The sequence below is a fragment of the Paraniabella ginsengisoli genome (assembly GCF_022513635.1).
GTDB classification, from domain to species: domain Bacteria; phylum Bacteroidota; class Bacteroidia; order Chitinophagales; family Chitinophagaceae; genus Niabella; species Niabella ginsengisoli.
The window spans coordinates 1,641,508-1,666,418 of the sequence record NZ_JAKWBL010000001.1 but is presented as its reverse complement, the minus strand read 5'-3'; the positions used below and the strand labels follow the sequence as shown (position 1 = coordinate 1,666,418).

The following is a 24,911-nucleotide window of genomic DNA, read 5'->3' as shown; positions in this document are numbered from 1 at the left end:
CGAGCTCAGCCTGACAGACGCTCTATATTTAACATGACAGGAGCAAGTAATATTTATCATTTATAACTTTAAATAGCAACCTATTTTAAATCACAACTACTTCCCACTTCCTGGGGTGTTATGTAAACACCAGTTTCTATTTTAACCGGATGTACAAAATGCTCTTTCAAATGTGGAATATGCTCTAAAAACAAAGCTTCATGTCCCATTGCAATATGATTGAACAATACCAAATGCTGATGCAATTGTCCCATGTCGCCTACATGCGGCACCACCGGAACACCAAATTTTTTGCATAATAAACTTACCGTAATGAACTCGCTAACACCACCCACGCGCACCGCATCTACCTGTATAAAACCTGCACAACCGGTTTGTAAATAGTTTTTAAATAAAATGCGATTAGGCACATGCTCGCCCAGCGCCAACTTTACCGGATTGATAGCTTCGGCCAATGTTTGATGCGCTAGTACATCATCAGGATGCGTGGGTTCTTCAACCCAATAAGGATTCATCTTTTTTAATTCGTTGCAAATAGAAATAGCCTGCGGCAAAGTCCATTGCTGATTAGCATCCAGCATTACTTTTATATCATCGCCTGCCGTTTCTCTTACAATATTGGCGCGCCGAATATCGCGCTGCGGATCGGTTGAGCCTACTTTTAATTTCATGGCTGTAAAACCAGCGTCAATAGCGGCTTTGCAATTGGTTCTTACTTTTTCATCATCGTAATTAAACCAGCCAACCGAAGTGTCGTAACCTGGATAACCGGATTTGATTACTGCTTCTCTTTGCTGGCGTGTTGCTTGTTGTTCTTCCAATAAATCAATCGCATCTTCGCGCGTAAGCACATCTTCCAGATAAGATAAATCGAGTGTGTTTACAATTTCTTCGGCAGATAAATCAATCAATAATTTCCATAAAGGAACACCTCTTTTCTTTGCCCATAAATCGTAACAAGCATTGGTTACCGAAGCCAATCCTAAATGCACCACTCCTTTATGCGGCCCCAGCCAACGAAACTGTTGTTCGTTGGATGAACTTTTAAACCAGCTGCCAAAATCGCTCATCAGTTCTTCAATATCCCGATCTTTTAGTTTTTCTGCATAAAATTTCGCAGCCTGGCAAACCAGCTCGTTACCTGCACCAACAGTAAAAGCCAATCCGCTGGACGTAATACCATTGTCATCTGTCAATTGAGTTTGAGCGTAAGAGTACACAGGATCTTTATGTATGGCATCGCTTCCTGCACCTACCGATAGAGGAAACCTTTTGTCGGCAATTTCAATTCGTTTAATCATTATATTTTTTATAAAAACTGATACAATAAATGAGATATGTGTGAGACTTCTTCAGCTATTCCTCATGCGAATCCTATATTCCCGCAGTTTCAGAAATATTCCGATAACCCAACTCGGCACCTCCGCTTACCGGAAGAATACACCCTGTAATAAAGGAAGCTTTAGCAGACAAAAGAAAGACACAAGCATCCGCAACCACATCCCCTTCCGGGCAATAACCTATCGGGTGAATATTATCCAGATACTTTTCCATTATTTCGGGCTGCGGCTGATCTTGGCTCCATGAGCGCAACATAGGCGTCCATACCCCAGCAGGCGCTACAGCGTTTACGCGAATCCTATAACGAGCATAATCCAACGCCATGGATTTTGTCAACGCATTTACGGCTCCTTTAGAAGCGGCATATACAGCATGTAGTTCTTGCCCTATTTCTGCAACAATACTACTGGTGTTAAGAATTGTTCCGGAAGTTTTTTTCAGCGCATCAAGACCATGCAGTGTAGTGTTATAAATTCCTTTTATATTCACATTCACCAAACGGTCAAACTCATCTTCAGAAGTTTCATGTAAGGGTTTGGAAGGATGCGCGATACCTGCATTATTATGTATGGCATCGATTTTTCCGTAGGTATGCAGAGCTTGTTGAATAGCATCTCTAACAGCACAGGCCCCACTAACATCTCCAGCTATTCCCAGATGGCCAGGCCCTATTTTTTAAGCGTTTCATTGATTTCCATTTCGTTCAGCGCAAACACCACAACTTTCGCTCCTTCTTTAGCATAAGCCATTGCACAGTGTTGCCCGATACCAGTTGAACCGCCAGTTAAAAAAATAATTTTATTTTCCAGTAGCATATATGAAGTTGCTTTTTGTATTGGTAAAAGTAGGGCCGATCAATTATCTATTATATGGAATATCGACGGTAAGACATGGATTATGCTACGGTATTTTAAATTATGATTCCAAAATTTAGCCTAACTTAGTCAAAACGATTTTATACAACGAACCTGTCATGAAGAGTTTAAAAATAAAAGATGGATTTTCTGGAGAACTGCAAATTAATATACCAAGAGAGATAGTGATCAATCACCTACGGAAAAAGCAGTTTTTAGGCAATTTATTTATAACGCAAATCGGATATTTTCCAAAGGCAAAATTCCATTACAGAGAAAGACCATACGGTTGCCCAGATAACATATTAATTTATTGCATTGACGGAAAAGGACATTATCAAATAGAAGATAAAAATCACGTGCTACAAGCCGGACAGTTTTTTATTTTACCTGCAGGAAAATCGCATATGTATCAAGCGGATGTTAGAGACCCTTGGAGTATCTATTGGGTACATTTCAGTGGAAATATGGTTAAAAATTTAAACAAATGGATAAATATAGACACCTATTCTATACCCACAAAAATAGTATATGACAAACAAATTATTGAACAATGGAACGATATGTACTATGCATTAAACGCCGGTTATAGCGAACAACATTTAGCTTATGCTAACCTCTGTCTTTACCGTTTCCTCACATTTTTTCTTTGCCCCGTGAATATAGAAACTTATGTTCCAACAAAAAATGCGGTCACAGAGTCGATTGCTTATATGAAGGCTCATATTAACCATTCTATGTCAGTAAACGATTTAGCCTTAACTCAAAACCTTTCAGCCTCTCATTTTACTGCATTATTCAAAAGCAAAACCGGCTCCTCACCTATTGATTATTTCATACGTTTAAAAATACAATTTGCCTGTCAGCTATTAAAACAATCTGATTTTAAAATCGCCGAAATTTCAACACAAGTCGGATATGATGATGTATTCTATTTTTCAAGAGTTTTTAAAAAGATCGTTGGAAGCTCACCATTAGCATATCGACAAAGAGTACTATCTAAATAGTATTGTCCATTAATTTTAAAGTAAAATCCATATCCCTTTATAAATGTAGTAATATCTTCATCCTTTTAATTAAAGTATTGCAGTCTTTCAAAACGAAATTAGAACAAATGATATTATACATTTTAAGCTTAAGAAAAAAACATATTATTGCCTCATATTTTCATTCTTAGCGCTTTCGGCATTAGGTCAAAATAACGACGTCGTTGGCAATAGTTATAGAGGCGGAACGATGCAAAACACGATGCTATCTTCCTTAAATCCTGGTTCTTTTTTGGATCATAAAAAGAATGAAAAGCCTGAACTGATCGCACCTAATTTTATGAATATCATATTAAGGTTAAATCAGTCGATATAATTTTTTACAGTAAAAATAGATTTCATCCGGCTATAAAAAAGTTCCTAATGAAATATATAACTTAGCAAATCAATGAAAAGAAATAGTTTTTTAAAATTGCTTTCAACAGGCGTTATACTCCCTGGGTTAATAGGTGCAAATCCTATAAATGGATTAAACAACCCGGGCGATAGCTTTATCGACAGACTCTTGCCGGCTCCTGTTGGCGGCGGTTTTATGATGAATGACTATTGGATCTGGGATCCGGCAGTTATAAAAGGCGAAGATGGACAATACCACATGTTTGCTTCGAGATGGTCAAAAGACATTGGTTTTGGAAACTGGGTTACGAATTCTGAAATAGTGAGAGCTGTATCTGATAAACCTGAAGGACCATATAGTTTTGCAGAAGTTGTGCTTCCGCCGAGAGGTGGACATTGGTTCGATGGCAAAGGCGCTTTTAATCCAAGGATTACACGTTATAAAAATGAATATCTTCTATATTATGTAGGCGTTACTTACGATTTTCCCATTCCACAAGACAAAGAAAATATTTGGGCTGACGGAAGAGCACACAAAGCGTGGATGCATAAAAGAACCGGACTGGCAGTTGCCTCTTCCATTAACGGCCCATGGAAAAGAGTTGACAAACCGCTCATGGAACCCCGACCTGGAAATTGGGATGCTTCCATTATTTCAAATCCTTCGCCTGTTGTAAAGCCTGACGGAGATGTTTACCTGATGTATAAATCTTCAGCAAAAAATCATACGCCTCCGCTATTGTTAGGCGCATCTTTAAGCAAAAACGGCTATAACGGCCCGTACAACAGGCTTTCAGAAGAACCTGTTTTCAGTTTTCATAATAGTAATCAACCCGACAACGATGTGGAAGATCCATTTGTGTGGTGGGCTGGCGATCATTACGAGGTAATTATGAAAGACAGGTTTGGCCATATTTGCGGAGAAGAAGGCGGAGGCATTCATGCAACTTCGAATGATGGTGTTAAGTGGAAATTATCCGATCCGGTAAAAGCATATTCCCGCCACATTAAATGGAATGACGGGAAAACCATTCACATGGCAAATTTTGAACGTCCGTTTTTGCTGTTTGAAAACGGAAAACCTACGCACCTATTTGCCGCAACCGGGACAGGGCCTGGTATGTACCAGGTAGATAAGACCTGGAATATGGTGATACCATTAAAACAAACATCTTAAGATTATACTGGTAAAATTTAATTCGACCTTATATTAATCCAATTCAGCTTCGTTAATTTGTGCAATAAATTATTTCTAATGAAGATTGCATTTTGGTCAATTGGCAAAGTTCATGAAACTTATGTCAAGGCTGGTATTGAAGATTTTTCTAAAAGAATCAACAATTATTTTAAACTTGAATGGGAAATTATTGCTCCCGTCAAGAATGCGGCCAAAATGAGTATAGATGATATTAAGAAAAATGAAGGCGAAGTAATACTTTCAAAGCTTCTGAAAGAAGATTTTTTAATTGCGCTTGATGAGCGTGGTACACAACTCACATCGGAAGGTTTATCGCAGCAAATTCAGCACTGCGCTAATATATCTGCAAAAAGAATTGTTTTTTGATCGGCGGCGCTTTCGGTATTCATGAAGCCGTTCTGAAAAGATCTAATTTACAATGGAGTTTGTCAAAACTTGTATTTCCGCATCAATTGGTTCGCCTTATACTTGCCGAGCAAGTTTACAGAGCTTGTACCATTCTAAAAAATGAAAAATATCATCACCAATAATTAGTTCGATTTTTTAACGTGTTTCCAAAAGTATCTACTTGAGGTGTCTGCAACCGTCCCGTCTGGTTTTTTATAAATTATATATGCTCCTATATTCTTTTTATTTTTAAGAAACTTCAAGGTTTCTTTTAATCCCATTGCTAAAAAACCATTATCATATCCATCTGCAGTTATGGCATCTTTAGCCCATACAGTAACACTGATCATTTCATTGTCGATTGGCTTTCCGTTTTGTGGATTAATTATATGAGATATTTTTTTATTGCCCTTCATCCGATAGTTAATATAATTACCAGAAGTAGTAACAGCGCCGTCGTCAGGAGAAACAATTACCTGCATGGTTTCATCATTGGTAACCGCACCGATTCCTACTTTAAAACGTTTTCCACTACTTTTTCACCTTTAATCCTTAGTTCACCACCCAGCTCCACAAGATAGTTTGCGATCTCTTTTTTTCCATTAAATCTGCAATCAAATCAACTGCATAACCTTGCCCTATTCCATTAACATCTATCTGCGTTAAAGGATTCGATTTTATTAACGAATCGCCCTTCAGCAATAACTTGTTCTGTCCAACACGATCAAGTATTTGCTTAATACTTTTTCATCAGGAATATTATTCGATTTATGAACCCCAAATCCCCAGGCATCAATTAAAGGCTTCACGGATATATCTGACAATCCCTGTGTATTTTTATATATTTCAAAGGACTTTTTTACAACAGCACGAAAGTGCTGGTCGATGGGAACACCCTTTTCGCTTTTGTTAAACGAACTAATAGTTGAATAGGGTTTGTATATTGAAATGGAACTGTCCAATCGATTAAGCAAATGATCAATATCTTTTTGCTGAATCATCTTCGCTGGCGCAACATAAATGATGCGATAAGTAGTTCCTTGCGCATGACCTGTAATAATCCATTCTTTATTAATATTAACCCTAGCTGATGAAAGAAAAAAATAGCAGCTTGTAAGAAAAAGTATATAAAAAAATCGTCCCATTAAAAAATCAAATTAGTAATATTCAAAATTATCATGTACAATGAGAAAATCAGTTACGATATTAGCGTAAACAAAAATGGCCATTTTTACTTGTCTTTATTATAACTTAACGTTAACCTTACCGATTTGCAGTCCATTTTCGTTTCGTGGAAGTTTCCCTGGTAATCCCATCAATGGTTAAAAGTGCCATAATTCTACCACAATTATTTTGTGCACTTTTTAAAAATTTGGCAGATCCTTAAAAATAAAAAATCCTGTAACTCATTGATAATTACAGGATTTTAATACTTTTTAGAAACTTTGAAAAGTTTGGGAAATCTCTTTTGGCGGTGAGGGCGGGATTGCGCCCTTATCCTTAATAAATTATATATCAATTAGTTATAAGACTGACCTTTCGGTATTCAACGAATTGTTCAATTGTAAAATAGCGTTCCGCTTTTACTCAATAAAATTAATAAATAGCATTGAAAATTGAAAGTCAATTTTGTAAATACCTTATCCATCAAGGGCAATAAAAGTAAACGTATTTGTTTACTACTGTAGCATTCATCCTGGTGCTCTTTTAAAAAGAGAATTGAAAGCTCTTGGGATGGGTGGTACAGAATTAGCTGAAAGATTGATGAACACAGATAGACTATCAGTGCCATTTTGAATGAAAGAAGAGGCATCACCCCTTATCTATCTATAAAGCTGGCAAAACAGTTTAATACGGCTAACGATTACTTTATGATACTCCAGGGTTATGAAGTAAAGAAAGTGTCGGACAAGTTAGAGAAAGCGACTCCGGATTTAGCCTGGTTCAGAAAAGTGCTGTTTTGGGACACCGATATCTATAAGCTTGACTGGCAAAAAAACAGGCAATCAAAAATCAAAAGAACCCTTTTTTAAAATCATTAGAAGTAAATAATACTGTTTTATGGACTTGTTCTTAATGAAATCCGGCCTTCTATAGTGTTAGAGAATGCGCCGCTTCCGAAATTCTTGTTTGTCGGATGTAAATCAATAAGACTGATTACTTCGTCACCATTCTCATTTTTTTGATTGAGTATTGCTAACTGCAAATAAGCAGATTCCCGGCTTTCCTTGCGCTTTTGTAATTTTGAGTTTAATAGCTGAAGCTGTCTTGTATTCTGGTAGCTGAATAATCTTGCAGGCACCGACCTGATCACCGACATAGATTGTTTCCCATTTATTTTTATTAAAAATTTCTATCTCATATTCTTTTATATGATATGTCCTTATTGTTGAAAACCCGTCGCTCAACGCCTTATTTTCAGAATATTCAAAAATAGAAAGCCGGTTAAATGGCAGATGCTCCGGCAATTGCATCTCTAATTCGGCCACACTGTCGCCAGCGATCCACCATGTCTCAAGGCTGTAATCGTTTGCTTTATCCGCGCTGAATTTGTCTTCATTTGCAGTACTGCTTGCTGCAATCGACGTGTTAAAAGCAAGATTCTCATATCCAGCAGGCAATGGCTTTCCACCATTACGGATGCCCAACCGGTCCGCTAGCTCCAGGATCCGAAGACGTTCATGTTCGCGTATCTGGCCGTGTTGGTCCGGTGGAACGTTCAGGATCATTATATTATTATTTGCAGTACACCAATAAAACAGCTCTTCCAATTCGTCAACCGAACGAGCAGGGATTACTGCTTTCTTTTGAAACCAGTTCCACCGCTCAGATAAACATAGCGTATGCTCGAAAAGCATATAATAGTCCTTGTCATTTTTCCGGAAAACTTTGGGATCGTCCCAGCGGGCCAGATTGGGATCTTTTGTACGAAAATCACTTGGGAAAAATCGGATAATATCGCCATGTTGCATGTCTTTGGGATGCCGAATACCATGCGGCTGACCGGGTGGCTGTATGGTATGATTGGTAGTCACTTGGCAGTTGGGCTGAATCTTTTTAATATGAGCATATATTTCTGGCAAGTGCCAATCAGCTTCCGGTTTAGCCCAACCGCCATCAAACCAAAGTTCACAGATGCTGCCGTATTGCGTCAGCAGCTCCGTAAGCTGGTTTTTTATATAATTTACATACTTCCAAGAATCTTTGTCGTTATATGTGGACTCTCGACAATCCCACAGTGAGTAATAGATTCCGAACGCCAATCCATACTTTTTACAGGCTTTAGAAACACCAGCTACCACATCTGTTTTTATGGGTGCTGCGGCTACATCATAGTCTGTATATTTACTATTCCACAAGCAGAATCCGTCATGATGTTTGCTTACTAGTATTACATATTTAAACCCCGCTTCCTTTGCTGTTCTTACCCATTGGTCTGGATCCAATTGATCGGGATTGTAGGAAGCTACAGGCAGTTTACCGTTACTCCATTCAGTTTCATTAAATGTATTTATTCCAAAATGGATAAACATGCCATACCCTCTCTCGGCCTGCTTTAATTGTTCAGTTGAAATACAGGACTGTGAACTTCCTGTTTTTGCAACCAGCGCCGCCAATAAAAAGCAAAATAATATTCGTCCTATTTTCATATTTTTTTACTATGTAGTGGGTTAAGGGGCTATACGTTCAGGCAAAATGATATCTTTTTGACGTGCTACAGGCGTAATTTTCAGCATCCTAAACTTTCCTTTTATGTACTCAACTTCTACAATAGTACTATGCGGCGCAGACAGTTTAAAAGAGACATCCCAATCTGGCGGCCAGGCAGGCAGCACAGCAATTTTATCTCCGACAGTCTGCAATAGCATTTCCTGTAATCCTATCATTCCGGAGCCGCCCCAGTTATGATCAGGCGTCCAATCATGGCCCGGCCCCCAAAAAGTAGGAAATCGCCTTTCGCTATCTTTTAATTTTTTCGTGTTATAATTTGCGGCTTCATGTTTCATTCCCATACGGGCAAAGAAAATTCCGTCCTGATGCCAACTGATTATAGTTCCTTTTCGAAAGGCAGGAGCCTGGGTGTAAGCATTTTTAAATGAAGCCATTTCAATATCTCCAATTTTAAACTGATTAAAAGGGAACAAAGGATAAAATTGAGGCAATTCCTGGTTCGCTTCGACCAACCATTTTTCAGCAGGCTTAATAATGTTTTGGCCATCTTTTTCAGCAAACGGATAATTTGGAACCACCGAAAGAAAGGCTGCGAAATATTTCTTCTCTTCAGACGTAATGTATTTTTCATCAAGGATGATCAATCTTTGCAAACAGGCTTTAAGACCGGCCAATACATCACTAGGGTTTGTTGCACCTCGATAGGACTCACAGGATGTAGATGGATAAATCACCAATTTACCTTTTTCATCTAGTTCCCTACCATTTCTCATTTTCTGTCGCAATCTGTAGTGTTCATCAAAAAGATAAGCGCCGCTTTAATAAATGGCATGTATTTCGAAATGTCGGCACCGCTAAACCGATGATATTCCAATATCATATAAGCATGCTCCAGCTGAGACTCCCAATGGTAGGCTATTGAAGGGTTAGCCATTGTACCCTTCTCTACAGTTTTTGCATAGCCCGCCAACCCATTCACTTCATTAGATCCAAAAGGAACTTCTTTTCCCCGGCTTCGCGCTTTCGAGTTATCCCAGCCCCAACCAGAGCCTAAAGCAAATCCGGGAACGCCAATATATTCGCTATACACAGCACCTTTGTGTCCAAAATGCGTTTTAACTCTTGCTGTTGCTCCAGGTAAAGCTTTTCTATATAATTCAAATTGTGCAGTAATTGCATCAAAGTCTCCGGCCTTTAGCATTGGCCAATAAAGCAGGCGTTGGTTTTGTGCAGTAAACACATCTCCTCCCCAGGCGCGCCAATCCGGATCATAATCATAATTCTTTTGAGTTAGTCCAGGATCGAATGTAAGATTACCTCCATTGAATTTTGAAGGATATTCGCCCGCGACATTGCAGCCAAGTTGATATCTAAAAAGCTGGTAATTTCTAGACATTTGCCAAACCGGATTTGAGGGATCGGGCTTACCCGGGAAAATAAAGATATGGCTGCGCTGCCAAAACTGCTTCCACCAAAGACGGCTAACCGAAAGAGATTCCTTATCAGTTAATGATTTTTTTACCAGCGCTTCCAAGCCCGATTTCCAGTCGGTTAAAGTTTCAGGCTGTTTGATGTGACCGGCAATTAATACCTTATGTTTTTTCGCAGCTTGTTTGCTTTTAATTTTCCAGGCGTGGTAGGGGGTTGACAGGTACTGGCCTTGAGTTGTTCCGGCTGGAACGAAATTTATTCCTGTTAACATACCGCCAAAAGTCCGGTCTTTCAGATCATCGACAATTTCATCTTTCGATGCTTCAAGCCCCTGTTGCTTTATCAGTAATTCCGGAATTAATTTATCCCCATTTCTATGATAAAACAGAACGCCGTCTGATGTGTGTGATATGGTGTCTTTTCGTTTGATCACTTTTCCGGGATAGCCTTCCAGTTCAAAACAACCAAACCGCTCTTTGCCATTAACTTCAGACAACTCCTTATCATCATATCTCCAGCTCTCGTAAGCCGCAATTATATTAACATTCTCGTTAGCCGATATTTCAACATGAACCACTGCGGTTTTCACATCCACCCATAAGCGAATTAGTGCTTTTAATTTATGTCGACCTGCTTCAATTTCAATAAAACCTTCGGATAGCTTTAGCTCCTGCCGGAAAGAAGTATAATCAACAAAAGGATTGGGAGACATTTGAAGCCTGATCCTTCCCAGCTTAAGATACTCGCCGTTTTCATCAAAGCTTCCACTTTTTTGTACGTACAATAACAAATCGCCGTTTTCAACCCATACATTTACTCCGGTATCATGTCCACCAAGCGGCATTGAATCGGCGCTGTTCTTTCCAGGCACATTCCATTTAATATTATAAAAGTCCAGCTCCGATAAAATTCTTTCAGTATGCAGACTACCAGCAGGGTTTAGAGGATTTGCCAAAGCAAAACCCTCTAAACCCGACATGGCAACAGTTGTAGCAGCAGCACCTTTCGCTACCGAATTAATAAACTTTCGCCTGCTATATTGATTATTTTTTCTTCTTCCATAATAGTTATAAATGTTAATAGAATAAAGTTCGTTTCATTACACCCATTCAATAGTCAGGATTTTGTTCAAGTACAGCTTCTGTATTCTTTTCAATTTCGCTTTGTGGGATAGGCCATACTTTATTTCGATCCAAAATATTTCCGGTACTCATCACATTGTATTTATCGACCCGTTCTTTTTGCAAACCTAATCTCATTAATGTAAGTACCCTTTTCTCTTCAAAACAAAGTTCACGTGCACGCTCATCTAATAAAAAATTAATAGTTACCTGGCTTGCAGCTATCGGCGTTGCATGGGCACGTTCTCTTAATTTATTGATATCGGCAGCGGCAAGTCCTGCCTGGCCGTCTCCTAAATAGGCTTCTGCACGAAGCAGGTAAGTTTCGGCAAGCCTGAAATAATAACTATCATTAAATGTCTGATTCGCGGTATTAAAAGTCAGCCCGGTAGCTGGATTTGAAATAACTTCTACTGGAAAATCGTTAATGGGTGTTGTTTTGGTATAGATAGGGTGCCACCATCTATTTAATAAATTTTGAAAGCTCGTAAACGATCCGCTTGCTACAATATATTGACCATAATAAGCCGATTGTGGATTATCAGCCTTTACATCACGAATAATGTTATATGCAGAGTTGCGCATATCATTAGGGTCATTCCATATTTCATCGATTACATACTCAGTTGGTATTAACCAGCCCGTTCCACGGCCGCCCATTTGAGTAGTTGGGCCTATAAACAGATTTTTGCCGTCGTTGCCAACCAGACCCCAATACAAAGGGCCTAAAAATGCCACTAAGCTGTTGGCATGACCGCCCCCTGGTACTAAATACTCATACTGATCTACCCAGATAGCCTCTTTGTTAATGCCGACCTTTCCTTTGTAATTTACATTTCCTCTTCTGAACAAATCGCTATACACATCCCCTGGCTTATCCTTCCAGGTTCCGAAGCGCTCTGTCATTAAACCGTATGCCGGATTATTAATTACTGCGCTGGCCGCTGCAATTGCCTTATCCCATTCTTTCGTTATAATATAAGCCTCAGCAAGCGCATGCTGAGCTGCGCCTTTGGTAAGGTGCCCATCTTCCTTAAGCTCCAGTTGATCGGGTAAGTTTTGAGCAGCAAATGTATAATCGGCAATAACTTGTTTCCAAACATCCCCAATTGACGCTCTGACAAAGTCTCGTTTGGGCACAGCCACTTCATTTAGAACAAGTGGAACACCGCCATATAGTATGCCAAGCAGTCTGTAAGCATATCCTCTCAAGAAAGAAGCTTCTGCTTTCACCATAGCTCTGTCCTTATCCGTAGGAAAAATAATTTCCGGATTGTCAATTCTATCTATCACGGTATTGCAGTCAAAAATGATGCGGTAAGCATTGGTCCAGAATTGTAGTACCCGGTTATTTTCGGGAATTAAACTATTGGTATAAGAATTCAGTTCATGCGCAATTCCATGATTATCCAACGAAACATCCGAAGGATATTCCAGTGCTAAGGTTGCATCATTTCCTAAATTGAGCATGCTGCCGGTATTCTGATATATACGTGCAATTGCCGCATTAAAATCTGAAGGTTTTGTATAAGAATTCTCTGGCGCGTAGAAGTCCAATGGCGCTTCCTTTAACCATGAGTCTTTGTTACAGGCAGGTAAAAAGTATTCACAGCTATTATAACTAGCAGATACTGTATTTTTTTCATCTGTTTATTTTTTTAATTTTGTTAGGCCAGACGGAACGCGCGACGCTTCCATTCTGCTTATAAAATTTATATAACGTTTCCTTACAATGATTTTAAAGTTCAATATTAACTCCAAAGGAATATTCGCGCATAAAGGGGATACTGGGAGCAAAGCCTTGACCCGTTTCCGGATCCCACCCTCGCCATTTGGTTATAGTAACTAGATTTTTACCGGTAGCAAAAACGCTTAGCCCGTCTAAGTGAAGCTTGCTGGACAACTGCTTGTCAAAAGCATAAGAAAGCGATACATCTTGAAGCCTAATAAAATTTCGCTGAGAGTAAAGTCTTGGATTAAGCGCCGAAGGGGCATCAAGCCTGCGATATCTTGCATTAGGATTTTCAGGCATCCAATAATCCCAGGCCCCTTTAGGTACATTGGAATATTTAAGCTGCTCTTCTAAAGACCATGCTCCAGAAGAATAGGGACTATCATCGCCCATATAATAATTTTTTCCACCCTGGATAGAATTGACCATTACATACAATCCCAGGTTTTTATAATTAAGGCGGTTTGCAACACTAATACGATAAGCCGGAGCTGTATAGCCCAGTATTTTCCTGTCGTTTGTAGCGTCATATTTCCCATCACCATTTAGGTCTGAAATTTTTTCAGTTCCGGGAAGAAAGCCATTGGGAATTACTCCAGATTTTTTATCCTCCAGTTGCCACATCCCAATTATCTCATAATTGTAAACCACTCCTGGTGGCTGTCCTATGAACAATCCGTTGGCAATAAAATCTTTCTCTACACCATTTTTATCAGGGCCAAGAATAGACACAATTTTATCGCGATTCCTGGCATAGTTCACTGTAGTTTCCCACTGAAAATTTCCCGATCTGATCCATCTGGCAGTTAACGTTGTCTCAATACCTTTATTATGGACTTTACCTATATTGGTAGCAACTGACCCAAAACCTGTAAGCCTGGGTAATTCTATATTATATATTATACCATCTGTATTATTTTCGTAATATTCAATAGTACCCGATAAAAAGGAATTTAAAACCGTAAAATCCAGACCTACATTCACGCCAGTAGTTGTTTCCCATCCCAAATTATAATTGGCCATTGTAGAAATGTATTGACCAAGTGTAGTAGACCCTCCTTCTCCAAATACATAACTAGGAGTCGAAAGCAACTTTGCCAAGGTTTGATACCTACTTACTCCCCGGTTACCTGTGCTGCCATATGAGGCACGAAGCTTAAGAAAGTCGAGCCATTCGACATTGTCTTTTAAAAAGATTCTTTACTAGCTACCCAACCAACAGCTACGGTAGGAAAAATTCCAATTTTTTTATTTTCTCCAAATCCGGAAAACCCATCTCTTCTGATAGTAGCTGTTAACAAGTAACGATCCTTAAAACCATAAAGCAACCTTCCCATCGTGTATAAACTAGTTTCCTTGTAAGCGGCCGAGCTAAGCGTATTAAGTGTCGGATCTCCCGCACCAAGAAAGTTATATCCTAACGTGCCATTGGTAAATTTCTGTGCAGAAGCATTGGTGCTTGAACCAGTACGTTTCTCTACCCCATAAACGAAAGTGGCGTTAATATCATGTACGTTATTAAAGTTTTTTTGTAAGTAACAATATTATCAAATGCCCAATCATAAGCGAGACCCTCATTCTTAGATGCGACGCCTGTAAAACTGGCTGCATTTGGATTGTATTGAGCATCCCTGCTAACACGGTAGTTCTGGTAAAAATTCGCTCGATAGCTCAATCCTTTAATTGGTAATTTTACGTCAGCGTGTATATTACCTACCAGGTTTGTGGTTTTTTCCAAGTTATCAATTTGTAAATCCAAATAGGGATTAAGATTAGGGCCTCCTCCCGCAACAATTTGAAGATCCCCTCTGGTGTATATATCGGAGCAAATGGTTGTAACAGAAAAGCATTGTTTACACTTGGAGAAGCTCCCGAGTAGTCGCTCGATGTGAAGAAAGACTCAATGCCCAGGTTCAGCCAATTATTAATTTTGGCATCAGCATTAATTCTATAGTTGTATCGTTTATAATCGTCATTGATAACAAATCCCTTTACACCCGTATAGCCACCTGAAATAAAATAATTCAAATCATTGCTTTTACCTCTAATGCTTATACTATGATTTTGATTAGAGGCAGTGCGCGTAAGCCCTCCCCACCAGTCATTGTTTTGACCCTCGTTGAAACCTCTTACAATATCTTCTGATTTAAAATGCTGAGTAATATTGTAATTCGGATTAGCTTGTAAGGAGTCCGGACCCATTCTGCTAAACCTCCATGTAACATCTTTGAAAAACTCGGTATACTCATCGCTTTCCATAGGAACTAATAGGCTTGTTGGCCGCTGAATTGTATAACTACCAGTATAATTAACTGTAGGTTTTACTGAACCGATACCACCTTTTTTGGTAGTAATCAGCATGACTCCGTTAGAGGCCTGAGAACCATAAATAGCAGCTGAACTAGCGTCTTTCAAAATGTCAATAGATGCTATATCCGTCGGGTTGAGATCGGTTAAGCTGCCACGATAAATACTACCATCAACTACTATTAGCGGTTGCGCGTCAGCGCCGGATAAGGAGTTCGTTCCGCGAATACCAATATCGGGATTTTGTCCCGGCCGGGTTGTAGCTCCCACATTTAGCCCTGGCGTAACACCACGTAACGATTGTATTGCACTAACATTAGCCAACTTTGAAAACTGTTGCATATCCACCCTTGCAACGGCTCCTGTCAAATCTGATTTTTTTGCAGTTCCATATCCGATCACTACAACATCGTCTAAAGATTGTGCAGAACGCTCAAGCTGTACATCAATCGTTTCTCTTCCATTGATAGTAACCTCCTGAGTAGTGAAGCCCACAAAGCTAAAGTTGAGTACGGTTTGAGCGGAAGGAACATCAATCGAATAGCGGCCTTCATCGTTGGCGACTGCTTTCACAAGAGTACCGGCGCTTCCACGCTAACCCCGGATAATGGCTTTCCTTCAACATCCGTTACCTGTCCGGTAATAGTAAGTGTTTGAGCATTGCTCGCTAATGCAAAAAAGACAATCAGCATTACAGTACACAAAAAAATTTCATGTGCATTTGTTTAAAGGTTTAGAAAAATAAAATCTAGAATGGTTCTTTAGCAAAGAGAGCAAAGCCCTTAAAATAGGCACAAAGCATCCACAGGGACTTAATTATAAATCCTTATAAATAACACCGGCGCTTGGATTATCTTTTTCTTACTTAAAAATAAAAGTCAGTTAATTTAAAATGTATTCTTTCAACTATCGAAACCAATCGTTTAACGATTCAAATTTCTTTAAAATCTACATAGGCTTAGTTGCCGATATGTTCAAGTTATTAAACTTTTTTATCCTCTTTTCATTTTTGATACTTTTAATAGAAAAGAAAGTAATTATTTATTTTGCAGAATTCTTTTATTTGACAAAACCTTCCGGCTTTCGATACTTCACTGTTTGTATGTGTTCGCAATACAATACCAGTTCTCCATCATTTTTAAATATTTCATAGCTGGCTCTGTACAAGCCAAGCTCTTTATATTTAGGTTGTTTGTCCATATCTGTTTTAATAGTGTAAATGGTATCGTTTATAAAAACAGGTTTTATAAATCGCAATTTGTCGTAGCCATAGCTAAAGGCATTTACACAATTGGTTGCTACAAGCCCCAGCCCTGCGCTAAATACAAAAGCGCCAGCCACTAATCGTTTCCCAAAAAGCCCTTCTTCCTTTGCAAATATTTCGTCGGCCACATAAGGATGCATATCAAGCACCAAATTATTAAATGCCATGCTTTCGCCTTCACTTATCGTTCTGCGTATGGAACGAATACGCGTGCCCACAACAATATCTTCATAATACCAGTCTTCTGCATTCCAAATAGGAATATCAACATGTTTTGATGGGTCGTTATTGGGATTCATCTTATTTTGATTTACGAGTTTTGAATTACGAATTACGTTGCTTTATATTTCTCAAAGAAGCGACAAATTAACACAGAATTTTTAGTGCGAATCTGCTATTTATATATGAAACTTTCATCCTGAAATACTATCTAATATTCAATCCAAATTCTTCCTCTATTGTTTCATTGTGTTCGCCCAATTGTGGTGCGCCTCTTTCCGATGTAAGCAGCGCCGTATCTACACGTACCGGGCAACGTGTGGTTCTGATTTTTTTCCATTTGACACTACCCATTGTTCGGCATTCAGTACTTTATATCCTTCGCTTGCAAGCAATTTATCGTAGTCATAAACATCGGCACACCAAATATCGACAGGCTCCATAATACACAACCAATACTGCGTAGTTTTATTAAAAAAATTTTACTTAGCAATTCCTTAATCTCGTCACGTTTATTAAACCAGTCATTCGGATCATTATAATTTGATAAAGCTGCTTCGTTCAATAATTTTGCCAGCACTGGTATCGGCGCCATTGCTATTGCGATAAAACCATCCGCCGTTTTATATATTCCGTAAGGTGCTGCGATGTAGGCATGCGCACCATTTACAGCATTGCGAACCGGCATTTCATTTCCATCATTTAAAAAACAGGTAAGCACTTCAAACTGAAAATCGAGCAGGCTTTCAAACATACTAACCTGTACCAAGCTACCTTCGCCAGTATTAAGCCTGCTAAGTATTGCAGCCAACGCACCTTGCACAAGATGTGTTCCTGCAAGAATATCTGCCACCGCCACACCCATAGGCATGGGCTGATGATGTAGACTGCCAGAGAGATACGTAAGGCCCGATACCGCTTGCACTAATAAATCCTGACCGGGAAGGGCTTTCCATTCGCCTTCCTCGCCGTAGCCACTTATTTCACCATATACGATACTCGGGTTTAACTCTTTTACCGTTTCATAATCCAGCCCCAATCGTTTCATTACACCGGGTCGGAAATTATGTAACATAACATCAGCTTTGGTTATCAGCTTTTTTATTTTTGCTAAAGAAGCTTCATCTTTTACATCAACACAATAACTTTCTTTATTCCTGTTGATAGCATGAAAAATAGTTGACTCACCATCTTCAAGCTTCACATCCGAAACATACAGTTGGCGACAAATATCTCCCGTTCCTTCTTTTTCTATTTTAATAACCCGTGCTCCCATATCGGCAAGCCTTAATCCGGCACTGGGTCCGGAAAGAAACTGACTAAAGTCTAATACTAATATGTCTTCCAATAATCTATTCATGCGAACTATAACAGACTTTGTTTAATTTGTTGTGTATGCTCATTTAAGGCAGGAGCCGCTTTGCCAGCATATAACTTTTTATTATTGATACGGATGGGGCAACGCGTTGTTGTTATTTTCTTTCCGCCTTTTGATGACGCTATCTCTTGTTCCATTTCCAACACCTGATAACCTTTTGATGTTTTCATCTGCTTCCAGTTCAGCACTGGCATGATCCACAAATCGAAAATTTGAGCTTTTTGTATCCAGAAATCATTAGGATGATGTAGCAATAGATCGGCTATTACTACTTTTATTTCATCTCTTTTAGAAAAAACATCGCCTTCAGAAAATTGAGTTAATACCTGACTTTCCATCATTTTATTAAGCTGTTGCAAAGACATCATGGCAATAGCGATAAACCCATCGGAAGTTTTATAAATGCCATAAGGCGCACTAAGCAAGGAATGTGCATTATGATGATGCGCACGTTCAGGCATTTTTCCGCTGGCAAAATAGGTTGTAAAAAACTCGAACTGCAAATCAATGAGTGACTCCAACAGGCTTAATTCTAGTAATGTGCCTTTGCCATTTTTTCGGGAACGTATAAGCGCCGCTAGAATGAACTGTACTGCCTGGTTGCCACATAAATAATCGCCTATGCCCAAACCCAGCGGTGTTGGGTTATCTTCATAGCTACCGGTTGTAAAAGCCAGCCCCGAAAGTGCCTGAACCAAAAGATCCTGTCCAGGCTTCTTGGCCCAGGGACCCTTGCTACCATAACCTGATATTTGCGTATAAACAATAGAAGGATTGATGGCTTTTACTGATTCATAATCCAACATTCTTTTCTCCATTACTCCCGGACGAAAATTGTGGATCAACACATGCGCACGCGCTATCAACCTGCGTAGTGTTTCCATATCCTCCGCATTATTCATATCTGCCGCAAAGCTCTCTTTGTTTCGGTTGATGGTATTAAATAATAAAGAGCTATCATCAAGCCAAAGATTTTTGATCGAAAGCTTGCGACCTGCTTCTCCTTTTTCAGGATGTTCAATTTTAATCACTCTGGCACCCAAATCAGCTAAACGCAAACCAGCACAGGGACCGGAAAGGTATTGAGCAAATTCGAGTACGAGCACTCCTTCTAATGGCAGCTTCATTGGTATGTTTACTTTAAACTAATCAGGGTTGCAATACAATGGTTTCTCCGGCTCGTGTGTCGATTTCAATTAAGTCATCCTTTATTTTTTCAGATGAGTTTGTCCTCTTTATATTTCCCTTCTTTCCCCACGGAGAAAAGATTCGCAACCGGCCTCCTTTTTCGCTTGTTATGGTTACATTATTTACCATGCTTTTTTGTAAAGTAGCGCTTACTAAAAAAGCTCCTGCTGCACGCAAGTTAAAAAATTGGGCATCCGTTTTGTTCCAGTTTGGAAAGAGACGAATGGCTCCATTGTAACTCTGCATTAAGCATTCGTTGATGACAACCGGCAATGCAAAATTTTCGAACCAAATGCCCATTGCGCCCATATAGTCATACTTAGTATTGTCGCTATAACGGCCATGCACTTGCATTACCATATCTGTGGCTGTACCATTAGGTAAAAGAGAATAGTTCACATGCCGCTTGAATCTTTCAATATCCAGCAACCCAAGCCTTGCTGCCTGCAAATTGATAAAGACAAGATCGTTTCCGCCTTCGTTTTGCTGGTTGTGATAGGTGTTTTTTAGCAACTCCATTGTTGCGTTGTTTGAATGTAGCCCGTGATCTTCTCCTGGGAAAACGGTAGCTAGAGCGATAGGAACATTGTACACTACTTTGTCGTGCTCGCCGGGTACAGAGACCAATACCTTCCCATATTTTTCTGATGGCGCAGTTGGATAATCAGGAAAATGCGCTAATATATCTTTCACATCTTTTAATAATGAGGCGTCCGTTTTTTGGGTATTCAAAATGCCCACCATTTCATTAAATGCTTTAAAAATAAATTTGGTAAGTGTCAGGTCTATATTACAATCATAATTGTATTTAAATCCCGGACGAAGTGCATACAGCTCGGGCGGTATTGTAGGGAATATATGGTACTTGTTATCTTTCCATCGTTCGCCTCCGTGAGCCTCGGGCCGTTTCATATATGCAGCTAAAAACTGAACTGCTTCTTTAATCGGTGTATAGGCTCGATTTCTTAAAAAAGTTGTATCGGCTGAATAAAGATAATGCCACCACAATCCCTGAACAGCCCAGGGTGTTTCGCATACTTCCCATCCCCAATGCGGTACAGGATATGGATTCATGGTCATATCAACCGGATAAGCCGAGTGTGGAAAATAAGCACCCGGTAATTTGTAATAATCTTTTGCCCATATTCTACTTACATCCATTAATCGTTCAATCAGATTTACATAAGGAAGATTTTTTCAAGATGATTACTGGAAAAAGTCATCCAAAATGGTTGTTGCGTGTTATAGTTCATGTGGTAATCACCATGCCAGGCGGTGCCGATTTTGTCATAGCTCCAGTTAGCAAACAAACCCGGAGTAACGGCGCTATCTTTGGCTGCACAATTGAAAAAATACAAGTTGCGATACCAGATTTGTTCCAGTTCAGCATCGGCCAACTTTATACCAGATTTCGCCCAATACGATTTCCATACATTGTTTGAAGTAGTGCGAGACGCATTAAAACCACCAGTCGAAGCTTCGGAAATAACCGGTTCGGCTGACACTTTTGTATTTAATCCCTCTTCCAGCGAAATACATGCAACAAAGCCGTCTTCGCTACTTAATGCTGCTTCCAGCAAACTCATTTGCTGCTCATTTCCGTCCCAATTAACTCTTATTGTTTTTGACATGGTTTGATTCGTCGTTGCAGTTAAACGAAAAGCCTTACCTTTCGGATGTCCTTTGGCTGCATCATATTCATCGGACTCCTGATAAGGAAGTACTTGTTTGAACGACAACACGCCCTCTTCCAGATTCTCGGTTATGGTATATTTCGGAAATTCTTTAGGTGTGGAAGGATCTGGCATTATCCGAATTCTTTTAAAAAGATTGGGAACTTTGTTTCCATTAACATCTACAAGCTGCATCCACAACCTGTCATCTTTCATATCGGTAAACAACTGTAATGTGATTTTTCTTTTCTTACTGTCTAGCAAATACACTTCGCATAATCCACTTGAAATATCAAGTGAATGGCCTAATAGCTCTGCCTCTTTTACGTCAAATCCAAGCAATACCGAACCGCATGGAAATGGGCGTGGATAAGGCTTTCTGTAGTTTTCGGCGGCCATAGTGCTATATTTTGCATACCAAGGGTCGTCGGTAAGTAGCTTGCAGGTATCAGGAATCTTGCTTACTCTATCAAATACATAATCGAATGTTCCGATTTCTTCTTTGTTGTCTTCCGCAATACGAATATCCCAGACATTATTATGCCCAAAGTAAAGCATAACGCCATCAGGGCGCGTGGTAACTACAACGCCCATTCCGCCGTTTCCCAGCAAAGCGCCTTCAAAAAAATTAACCGCAGGTTTATTATAAAGCAAAGTATGTTTCTTTGCCTGCGCAAAAGATGAGAATTTTTGATTTGCATGGTTCGCAGTTTGGCAACATACTACCGTCGATATAGCAGTTGCCATTATCAGAAAAACTAATCTTATTTTAACCAATTTTGGTGGCATTCGCCTGGTGGTTCGCATTCGTGTCCGGCTTTTATTTGACTGAAGACTAAGTAAAGTTGAATCGCTAGTACGTCAAGCAAAACTAACTTAGAAACAAAATAATATAGTTACGTTTTTTGTTCATCTTATAAACTATTTTGTCATTGATCTTTATTGTAACTTAGGCTATATTCTCGCTGATTTGTGCTGATTGAAAACATCGCAGATTTGCGCCGATAAACTTTCCGAGGAAATCTGCAGAATAACTTTAGCGCTTATCCGCCGCTCAAAGATTAGTTTGCGGGATCAACTGTGTTAAAAAAATTGCTGAACGAAACAAATCATAAAAAAGCTGTTTTACTTTCACCATTTACAAATTGTCTATTGCCCATGAAACCTGAATTAATTGTTGATGCGCCTATATTGGGTCAGAAAAAATATGGATAAAGAAGGTCGTTGCGCCACACTTTAATCATCCTTTTCATTTTCACAAATTATGCGAAATTACCTGGATCGAAAAAGGTAATGGAACTTTGATTATTGGCGATTATGTAGGTAATTTCATCGAAAATGAGCTTTTACTTACAAGTCCTGAATTGCCGCATTTGTGGAAAAGCGACACAGCATACTACCAAAAAGATAAAAAACTCTTTACTAAAGCTATGGGATTATATTTTCCCAGCGAACTAATCCATGCGATTTGTGAAGATGTAGAAATCCTGTCTTTGTATAATAACCTAATGCAAAAGGCAGAAAGGGGGATCAGGTTTTATGGAAAAACGAAGGAGGAAATTATTAAGAAGCTGCGGGAAATTTCTTTACAAACCGGACTGGCACAAGTGGGAACTTTTTTACACATTATTCACCTCATGTCTTCTTCGAATGATTACAAGCCCCTCGCCAATGTTGGTTACCGATCCGTCAATAACGGTAGCGATATTGAAAGATTTAATGCCGTGTATCAGTATTTGTTAAAGAATTTTTCAGGCGAAATCATGCTGGAAGAAGTGGCCGCCATTTGTAATATGACAGAAACTTCATTTTGCAGGTATTTCAAGCAAAAAACTCAAAAAACTTTTACTTATTTTCTAAATGAGATTCGCATAGGCCATGCTAAAAAACTGTTACAGAATGAGCATCTACCAATTAAAGAAATTTGCTACGAATGCGGCTATAATAATCCCACTAATTTCTTTAAATTTTTTAAACTTATCGTAAAAAAAGCCCGAAAGAATATCGAAATCTTATAACATTAAATTCGGCTTGAGTATTGCATTTCCCGAACCAAGAGAGCATTAACTTTATACTTTTTTGGTAAAGATTGTAACTTGGGAGTCATCTAAGCTTGGTGAAAATTTTAAGACGTTTTCTGCAAGCTCTCTGAAATAAATTTGACGTAAACGGATATTGCCAAACATGGGTTAAAAGACGCGCTTCGGTCTATTCCCATCGCTTTTTAACACATTGAAAAGGGAGTTTTTTCTTCGACAATCGTGATAATGTGTAAAAGACGTTTGAGAGGAGTTCCATTCTTTAGTAAACATATTTGTTTACTTCTGCAACTATTTGTATCTTTAATTAAACTAAATTCATGTTGCCCGAAATATCAAAAATAAGAGGTGTTCATCCAGGAGCTTTACTAAAAAGAGAGTTAAAGAATCTGGGTATAGGTGGTACCGAACTGGCGGAGAAGATAGACGAACACAAGCAGACTATCAGTGCTATTTTGAACGAAAGAAGAGGGATCACACCTTCCTTATCCATAAAGCTGGCAAAACAGTTTAATATCGCTGACGATTATTTTATGATGCTTCAGGCTGGTTATGAAGTAAAGAGCGTTGCGGACGAAATGAAAAAAATAACCCCTGATTTAACACAATTTAGAAAAGTTTTGTTTTGGGATACAGATTTTCATAAGCTTGACTGGGGGAAAAACAAGCGAGCAATCATTAAAAGAATATTAGAGCGCGGAAACAAAAAGGAGATTGAAACAATGATTTCTTTTTATGGTAAAGATATAGTGGCAAAAGAAATACGTTCCATTAAATCGTCCTTCCTGCCATCCTTTAAAGTAAATGCTCAAAAATATCGCCTGATAGCGGAGTTTGCCTGATATGACACTGTTTCAAGATACGGTATCCCAATTACTTTGGGAAATACTTAATAAGCTATGATTTTAAGATCGCTCGAACCATTACGGATGGTGGGCGGCAGGGCTGCCGCCGGATTTCAATTCCACCTTGGTACGATTAACAGATCTAAAAAATAGATGTCCATTCATCAGAAACCAAATTTTAATTCCACCTTGGTACAATTAACAGATGCGATCATTAATAGCATCCGTTTTTTTATCGAATTTCAATTCCACCTTGGTACGATTAAAAGAAAAAGACCTCAATAATATACTTGAAATAAAACGCATTTCAATTCCACCTTGGTACGATTAACAGCGAACCGTTCTTGTTGCCTGTCATTCCAGATCAAGAATTTCAATTCCACCTTGGTACGATTAACAGCCTTTTTTAACCCCATAACTACAACAACTTCCAATATTTCAATTCCACCTTGGTACGATTAACAGTCCCACAACGCCATCATAGCACTATAAGTAACCGAATTTCAATTCCACCTTGGTACGATTAACAGTAACATTCTTACTATCTATTATCGCCATATTAGGAATTTCAATTCCACCTTGGTACGATTAACAGAGATGTATTCAGCGCGAATCCCAATGTTACAGTCAAATTTCAATTCCACCTTGGTACGATTAACAGATCCGGTAGGATATGTAAAGAATGTTAGTCCCGTAAATTTCAATTCCACCTTGGTACGATTAACAGTTTTAGCATTAGAAACAGCCATAGAAGCTATACGAGATTTCAATTCCACCTTGGTACGATTAACAGAAGGATTTGGGGATTAAAAAGCCCCCGCCGTCAAAGATTTCAATTCCACCTTGGTACGATTAACAGCTGGTACGAACAAATAAAAGA

The 24,911-nt window shown here is 39.0% G+C and carries 23 protein-coding genes, 3 pseudogenes and 1 CRISPR repeat array (1 of these 27 running past the window's edge); of the genes and pseudogenes, 6 read left to right on the top strand and 20 right to left on the bottom strand.

Going from position 1 to position 24,911, the window contains the following annotated elements; genetic code table 11:
- Positions 1–80 precede the first annotated feature (80 nt).
- The 3 genes from MKP09_RS09110 to MKP09_RS25760 all read right to left on the bottom strand — a co-directional run bounded on the left by MKP09_RS09110 (position 81) and on the right by MKP09_RS25760 (position 2,156).
- On the bottom strand, positions 81–1,301 hold the full coding sequence (locus tag MKP09_RS09110) for an enolase C-terminal domain-like protein (RefSeq protein WP_240827404.1): 1,221 nt from the start codon (positions 1,299–1,301) through the stop codon (positions 81–83).
- 73 nt (positions 1,302–1,374) lie between these two features.
- The gene (locus MKP09_RS09105; protein WP_262915299.1) at positions 1,375–1,938 is read right to left on the bottom strand and encodes an SDR family NAD(P)-dependent oxidoreductase; all 564 of its coding nucleotides are present in this window, start codon (positions 1,936–1,938) and stop codon (positions 1,375–1,377) included.
- Positions 1,939–2,009: 71 nt separating this feature from the next.
- On the bottom strand, positions 2,010–2,156 hold the full coding sequence (locus tag MKP09_RS25760) for an SDR family oxidoreductase (RefSeq protein ID WP_262915173.1): 147 nt from the start codon (positions 2,154–2,156) through the stop codon (positions 2,010–2,012).
- Positions 2,157–2,314: 158 nt separating this feature from the next.
- On the opposite strand from MKP09_RS25760, the gene MKP09_RS09100 reads away from it, so the two are divergent.
- The 3 genes and pseudogenes from MKP09_RS09100 (at position 2,315) to MKP09_RS09090 (ending at position 5,305) form a co-directional block, all read left to right on the top strand.
- Positions 2,315–3,202 (top strand): AraC family transcriptional regulator, encoded by an 888-nt coding sequence (locus tag MKP09_RS09100; protein ID WP_240827403.1) that lies wholly within the window; start codon positions 2,315–2,317, stop codon positions 3,200–3,202.
- Between the two features lie 427 nt (positions 3,203–3,629).
- Positions 3,630–4,754, top strand: a complete 1,125-nt coding sequence (locus MKP09_RS09095) for a glycoside hydrolase family protein (RefSeq protein ID WP_240827402.1) — start codon at positions 3,630–3,632, stop codon at positions 4,752–4,754.
- A gap of 78 nt (positions 4,755–4,832) precedes the next feature.
- Positions 4,833–5,305 (top strand): annotated as a pseudogene (locus MKP09_RS09090) (23S rRNA (pseudouridine(1915)-N(3))-methyltransferase RlmH).
- On the opposite strand, the pseudogene MKP09_RS25755 reads toward MKP09_RS09090, so the two are convergent.
- Positions 5,306–5,683 (bottom strand): annotated as a pseudogene (locus tag MKP09_RS25755) (FAD:protein FMN transferase); the annotation flags it as partial.
- Between the two features lie 31 nt (positions 5,684–5,714).
- Positions 5,715–6,163 (bottom strand): annotated as a pseudogene (locus MKP09_RS25750) (FAD:protein FMN transferase).
- Between the two features lie 792 nt (positions 6,164–6,955).
- Here MKP09_RS25750 and MKP09_RS09075 point away from each other — a divergent pair.
- Positions 6,956–7,195 carry a DUF6922 domain-containing protein gene (locus tag MKP09_RS09075; protein ID WP_240827399.1) on the top strand — a complete coding sequence of 80 codons (240 nt, stop codon included), beginning with the start codon at positions 6,956–6,958 and terminating at the stop codon, positions 7,193–7,195.
- A 141-nt stretch (positions 7,196–7,336) separates the two neighbouring features.
- On the opposite strand, the gene MKP09_RS09070 is transcribed toward MKP09_RS09075, so the two are convergent.
- The 15 genes from MKP09_RS09070 to MKP09_RS09010 form a co-directional block, all read right to left on the bottom strand.
- Positions 7,337–8,812: an alpha-L-fucosidase gene (locus MKP09_RS09070; protein WP_240827398.1), complete on the bottom strand. Its 1,476-nt coding sequence runs from the start codon at positions 8,810–8,812 to the stop codon at positions 7,337–7,339.
- Between the two features lie 21 nt (positions 8,813–8,833).
- Positions 8,834–9,607, bottom strand: coding sequence for a hypothetical protein (locus tag MKP09_RS09065; RefSeq protein WP_240827397.1), 774 nt, complete (start codon positions 9,605–9,607; stop codon positions 8,834–8,836).
- A complete protein-coding gene (locus MKP09_RS09060; RefSeq protein WP_240827396.1) occupies positions 9,604–11,244 on the bottom strand; it encodes a DUF5703 domain-containing protein in 1,641 nt (546 codons plus the stop codon). The genes MKP09_RS09065 and MKP09_RS09060 overlap by 4 nt, the downstream gene beginning before the upstream one ends.
- Positions 11,245–11,374: 130 nt before the next feature.
- Positions 11,375–12,943, bottom strand: a complete 1,569-nt coding sequence (locus MKP09_RS09055) for a RagB/SusD family nutrient uptake outer membrane protein (RefSeq protein WP_240827395.1) — start codon at positions 12,941–12,943, stop codon at positions 11,375–11,377.
- Between the two features lie 181 nt (positions 12,944–13,124).
- Entirely contained in the window at positions 13,125–14,315 is a 1,191-nt protein-coding gene (locus tag MKP09_RS09050; RefSeq protein ID WP_317235280.1) for a TonB-dependent receptor domain-containing protein, read from the bottom strand.
- Positions 14,306–14,455 (bottom strand): hypothetical protein, encoded by a 150-nt coding sequence (locus tag MKP09_RS27315; protein WP_317235202.1) that lies wholly within the window; start codon positions 14,453–14,455, stop codon positions 14,306–14,308. The genes MKP09_RS09050 and MKP09_RS27315 overlap by 10 nt, the downstream gene beginning before the upstream one ends.
- Before the next feature lie 140 nt (positions 14,456–14,595).
- Complete coding sequence (locus MKP09_RS09045) at positions 14,596–14,856, bottom strand: hypothetical protein (RefSeq protein ID WP_240827394.1); 261 nt, start codon at positions 14,854–14,856, stop codon at positions 14,596–14,598.
- Positions 14,832–15,998 carry a TonB-dependent receptor plug domain-containing protein gene (locus MKP09_RS09040; RefSeq protein ID WP_240827393.1) on the bottom strand — a complete coding sequence of 389 codons (1,167 nt, stop codon included), beginning with the start codon at positions 15,996–15,998 and terminating at the stop codon, positions 14,832–14,834. The genes MKP09_RS09045 and MKP09_RS09040 overlap by 25 nt, the downstream gene beginning before the upstream one ends.
- Complete coding sequence (locus tag MKP09_RS25735) at positions 15,995–16,117, bottom strand: hypothetical protein (RefSeq protein ID WP_262915172.1); 123 nt, start codon at positions 16,115–16,117, stop codon at positions 15,995–15,997. Before MKP09_RS25735 ends, MKP09_RS09040 begins: the two co-directional genes overlap by 4 nt.
- 367 nt (positions 16,118–16,484) lie before the next feature.
- Positions 16,485–16,988, bottom strand: coding sequence for a MaoC family dehydratase (locus tag MKP09_RS09035; protein WP_240827392.1), 504 nt, complete (start codon positions 16,986–16,988; stop codon positions 16,485–16,487).
- A gap of 127 nt (positions 16,989–17,115) precedes the next feature.
- Positions 17,116–17,262, bottom strand: a complete 147-nt coding sequence (locus tag MKP09_RS09030) for a CoA transferase (RefSeq protein WP_240827391.1) — start codon at positions 17,260–17,262, stop codon at positions 17,116–17,118.
- A gap of 10 nt (positions 17,263–17,272) precedes the next feature.
- Positions 17,273–18,268, bottom strand: coding sequence for a CaiB/BaiF CoA transferase family protein (locus MKP09_RS09025; RefSeq protein WP_240827390.1), 996 nt, complete (start codon positions 18,266–18,268; stop codon positions 17,273–17,275).
- Positions 18,269–18,273: 5 nt separating this feature from the next.
- Positions 18,274–19,413, bottom strand: coding sequence for a CaiB/BaiF CoA transferase family protein (locus MKP09_RS09020; protein ID WP_240827389.1), 1,140 nt, complete (start codon positions 19,411–19,413; stop codon positions 18,274–18,276).
- Between the two features lie 22 nt (positions 19,414–19,435).
- A complete protein-coding gene (locus tag MKP09_RS09015) occupies positions 19,436–20,635 on the bottom strand; it encodes a glycosyl hydrolase family 95 catalytic domain-containing protein (RefSeq protein WP_240827388.1) in 1,200 nt (399 codons plus the stop codon).
- Positions 20,636–20,652: 17 nt separating this feature from the next.
- Positions 20,653–21,801, bottom strand: a complete 1,149-nt coding sequence (locus tag MKP09_RS09010; protein WP_240827387.1) for a glycoside hydrolase N-terminal domain-containing protein — start codon at positions 21,799–21,801, stop codon at positions 20,653–20,655.
- 647 nt (positions 21,802–22,448) lie between these two features.
- Here MKP09_RS09010 and MKP09_RS09005 point away from each other — a divergent pair.
- Positions 22,449–23,165 carry an AraC family transcriptional regulator gene (locus MKP09_RS09005; protein WP_240827386.1) on the top strand — a complete coding sequence of 239 codons (717 nt, stop codon included), beginning with the start codon at positions 22,449–22,451 and terminating at the stop codon, positions 23,163–23,165.
- 341 nt (positions 23,166–23,506) lie between these two features.
- The gene (locus MKP09_RS09000) at positions 23,507–24,028 is read left to right on the top strand and encodes a HigA family addiction module antitoxin (protein ID WP_240827385.1); all 522 of its coding nucleotides are present in this window, start codon (positions 23,507–23,509) and stop codon (positions 24,026–24,028) included.
- A 113-nt stretch (positions 24,029–24,141) separates the two neighbouring features.
- Positions 24,142–24,911: a CRISPR direct-repeat array (repeat unit 30 nt; unit sequence ATTTCAATTCCACCTTGGTACGATTAACAG) (it continues 2,864 nt past the right edge of the window).

Excerpts from the sequence above, each read along its gene's own strand:
- MKP09_RS09000 (WP_240827385.1), top strand. The coding sequence starts at position 23,507 with ATGTTGCCCGAAATATCAAAAATAAGAGGTGTTCATCCAGGAGCTTTA.
- MKP09_RS09035 (WP_240827392.1), bottom strand. The coding sequence starts at position 16,988 with ATGAATCCCAATAACGACCCATCAAAACATGTTGATATTCCTATTTGG.
- MKP09_RS09110 (WP_240827404.1), bottom strand. The coding sequence starts at position 1,301 with ATGATTAAACGAATTGAAATTGCCGACAAAAGGTTTCCTCTATCGGTA.
- MKP09_RS25735 (WP_262915172.1), bottom strand. The coding sequence starts at position 16,117 with ATGCTGATTGTCTTTTTTGCATTAGCGAGCAATGCTCAAACACTTACT.
- MKP09_RS09095 (WP_240827402.1), top strand. The coding sequence starts at position 3,630 with ATGAAAAGAAATAGTTTTTTAAAATTGCTTTCAACAGGCGTTATACTC.
- MKP09_RS25760 (WP_262915173.1), bottom strand. The coding sequence starts at position 2,156 with ATGCTACTGGAAAATAAAATTATTTTTTTAACTGGCGGTTCAACTGGT.
- MKP09_RS09100 (WP_240827403.1), top strand. The coding sequence starts at position 2,315 with ATGAAGAGTTTAAAAATAAAAGATGGATTTTCTGGAGAACTGCAAATT.
- MKP09_RS09030 (WP_240827391.1), bottom strand. The coding sequence starts at position 17,262 with ATGGGTAGTGTCAAATGGAAAAAAATCAGAACCACACGTTGCCCGGTA.
- MKP09_RS09020 (WP_240827389.1), bottom strand. The coding sequence starts at position 19,413 with ATGAAGCTGCCATTAGAAGGAGTGCTCGTACTCGAATTTGCTCAATAC.
- MKP09_RS27315 (WP_317235202.1), bottom strand. The coding sequence starts at position 14,455 with ATGGGAAGGTTGCTTTATGGTTTTAAGGATCGTTACTTGTTAACAGCT.
- MKP09_RS09060 (WP_240827396.1), bottom strand. The coding sequence starts at position 11,244 with ATGTCGGGTTTAGAGGGTTTTGCTTTGGCAAATCCTCTAAACCCTGCT.
- MKP09_RS09025 (WP_240827390.1), bottom strand. The coding sequence starts at position 18,268 with ATGAATAGATTATTGGAAGACATATTAGTATTAGACTTTAGTCAGTTT.
- MKP09_RS09070 (WP_240827398.1), bottom strand. The coding sequence starts at position 8,812 with ATGAAAATAGGACGAATATTATTTTGCTTTTTATTGGCGGCGCTGGTT.
- MKP09_RS09015 (WP_240827388.1), bottom strand. The coding sequence starts at position 20,635 with ATGGATGTAAGTAGAATATGGGCAAAAGATTATTACAAATTACCGGGT.
- MKP09_RS09065 (WP_240827397.1), bottom strand. The coding sequence starts at position 9,607 with ATGAGAAATGGTAGGGAACTAGATGAAAAAGGTAAATTGGTGATTTAT.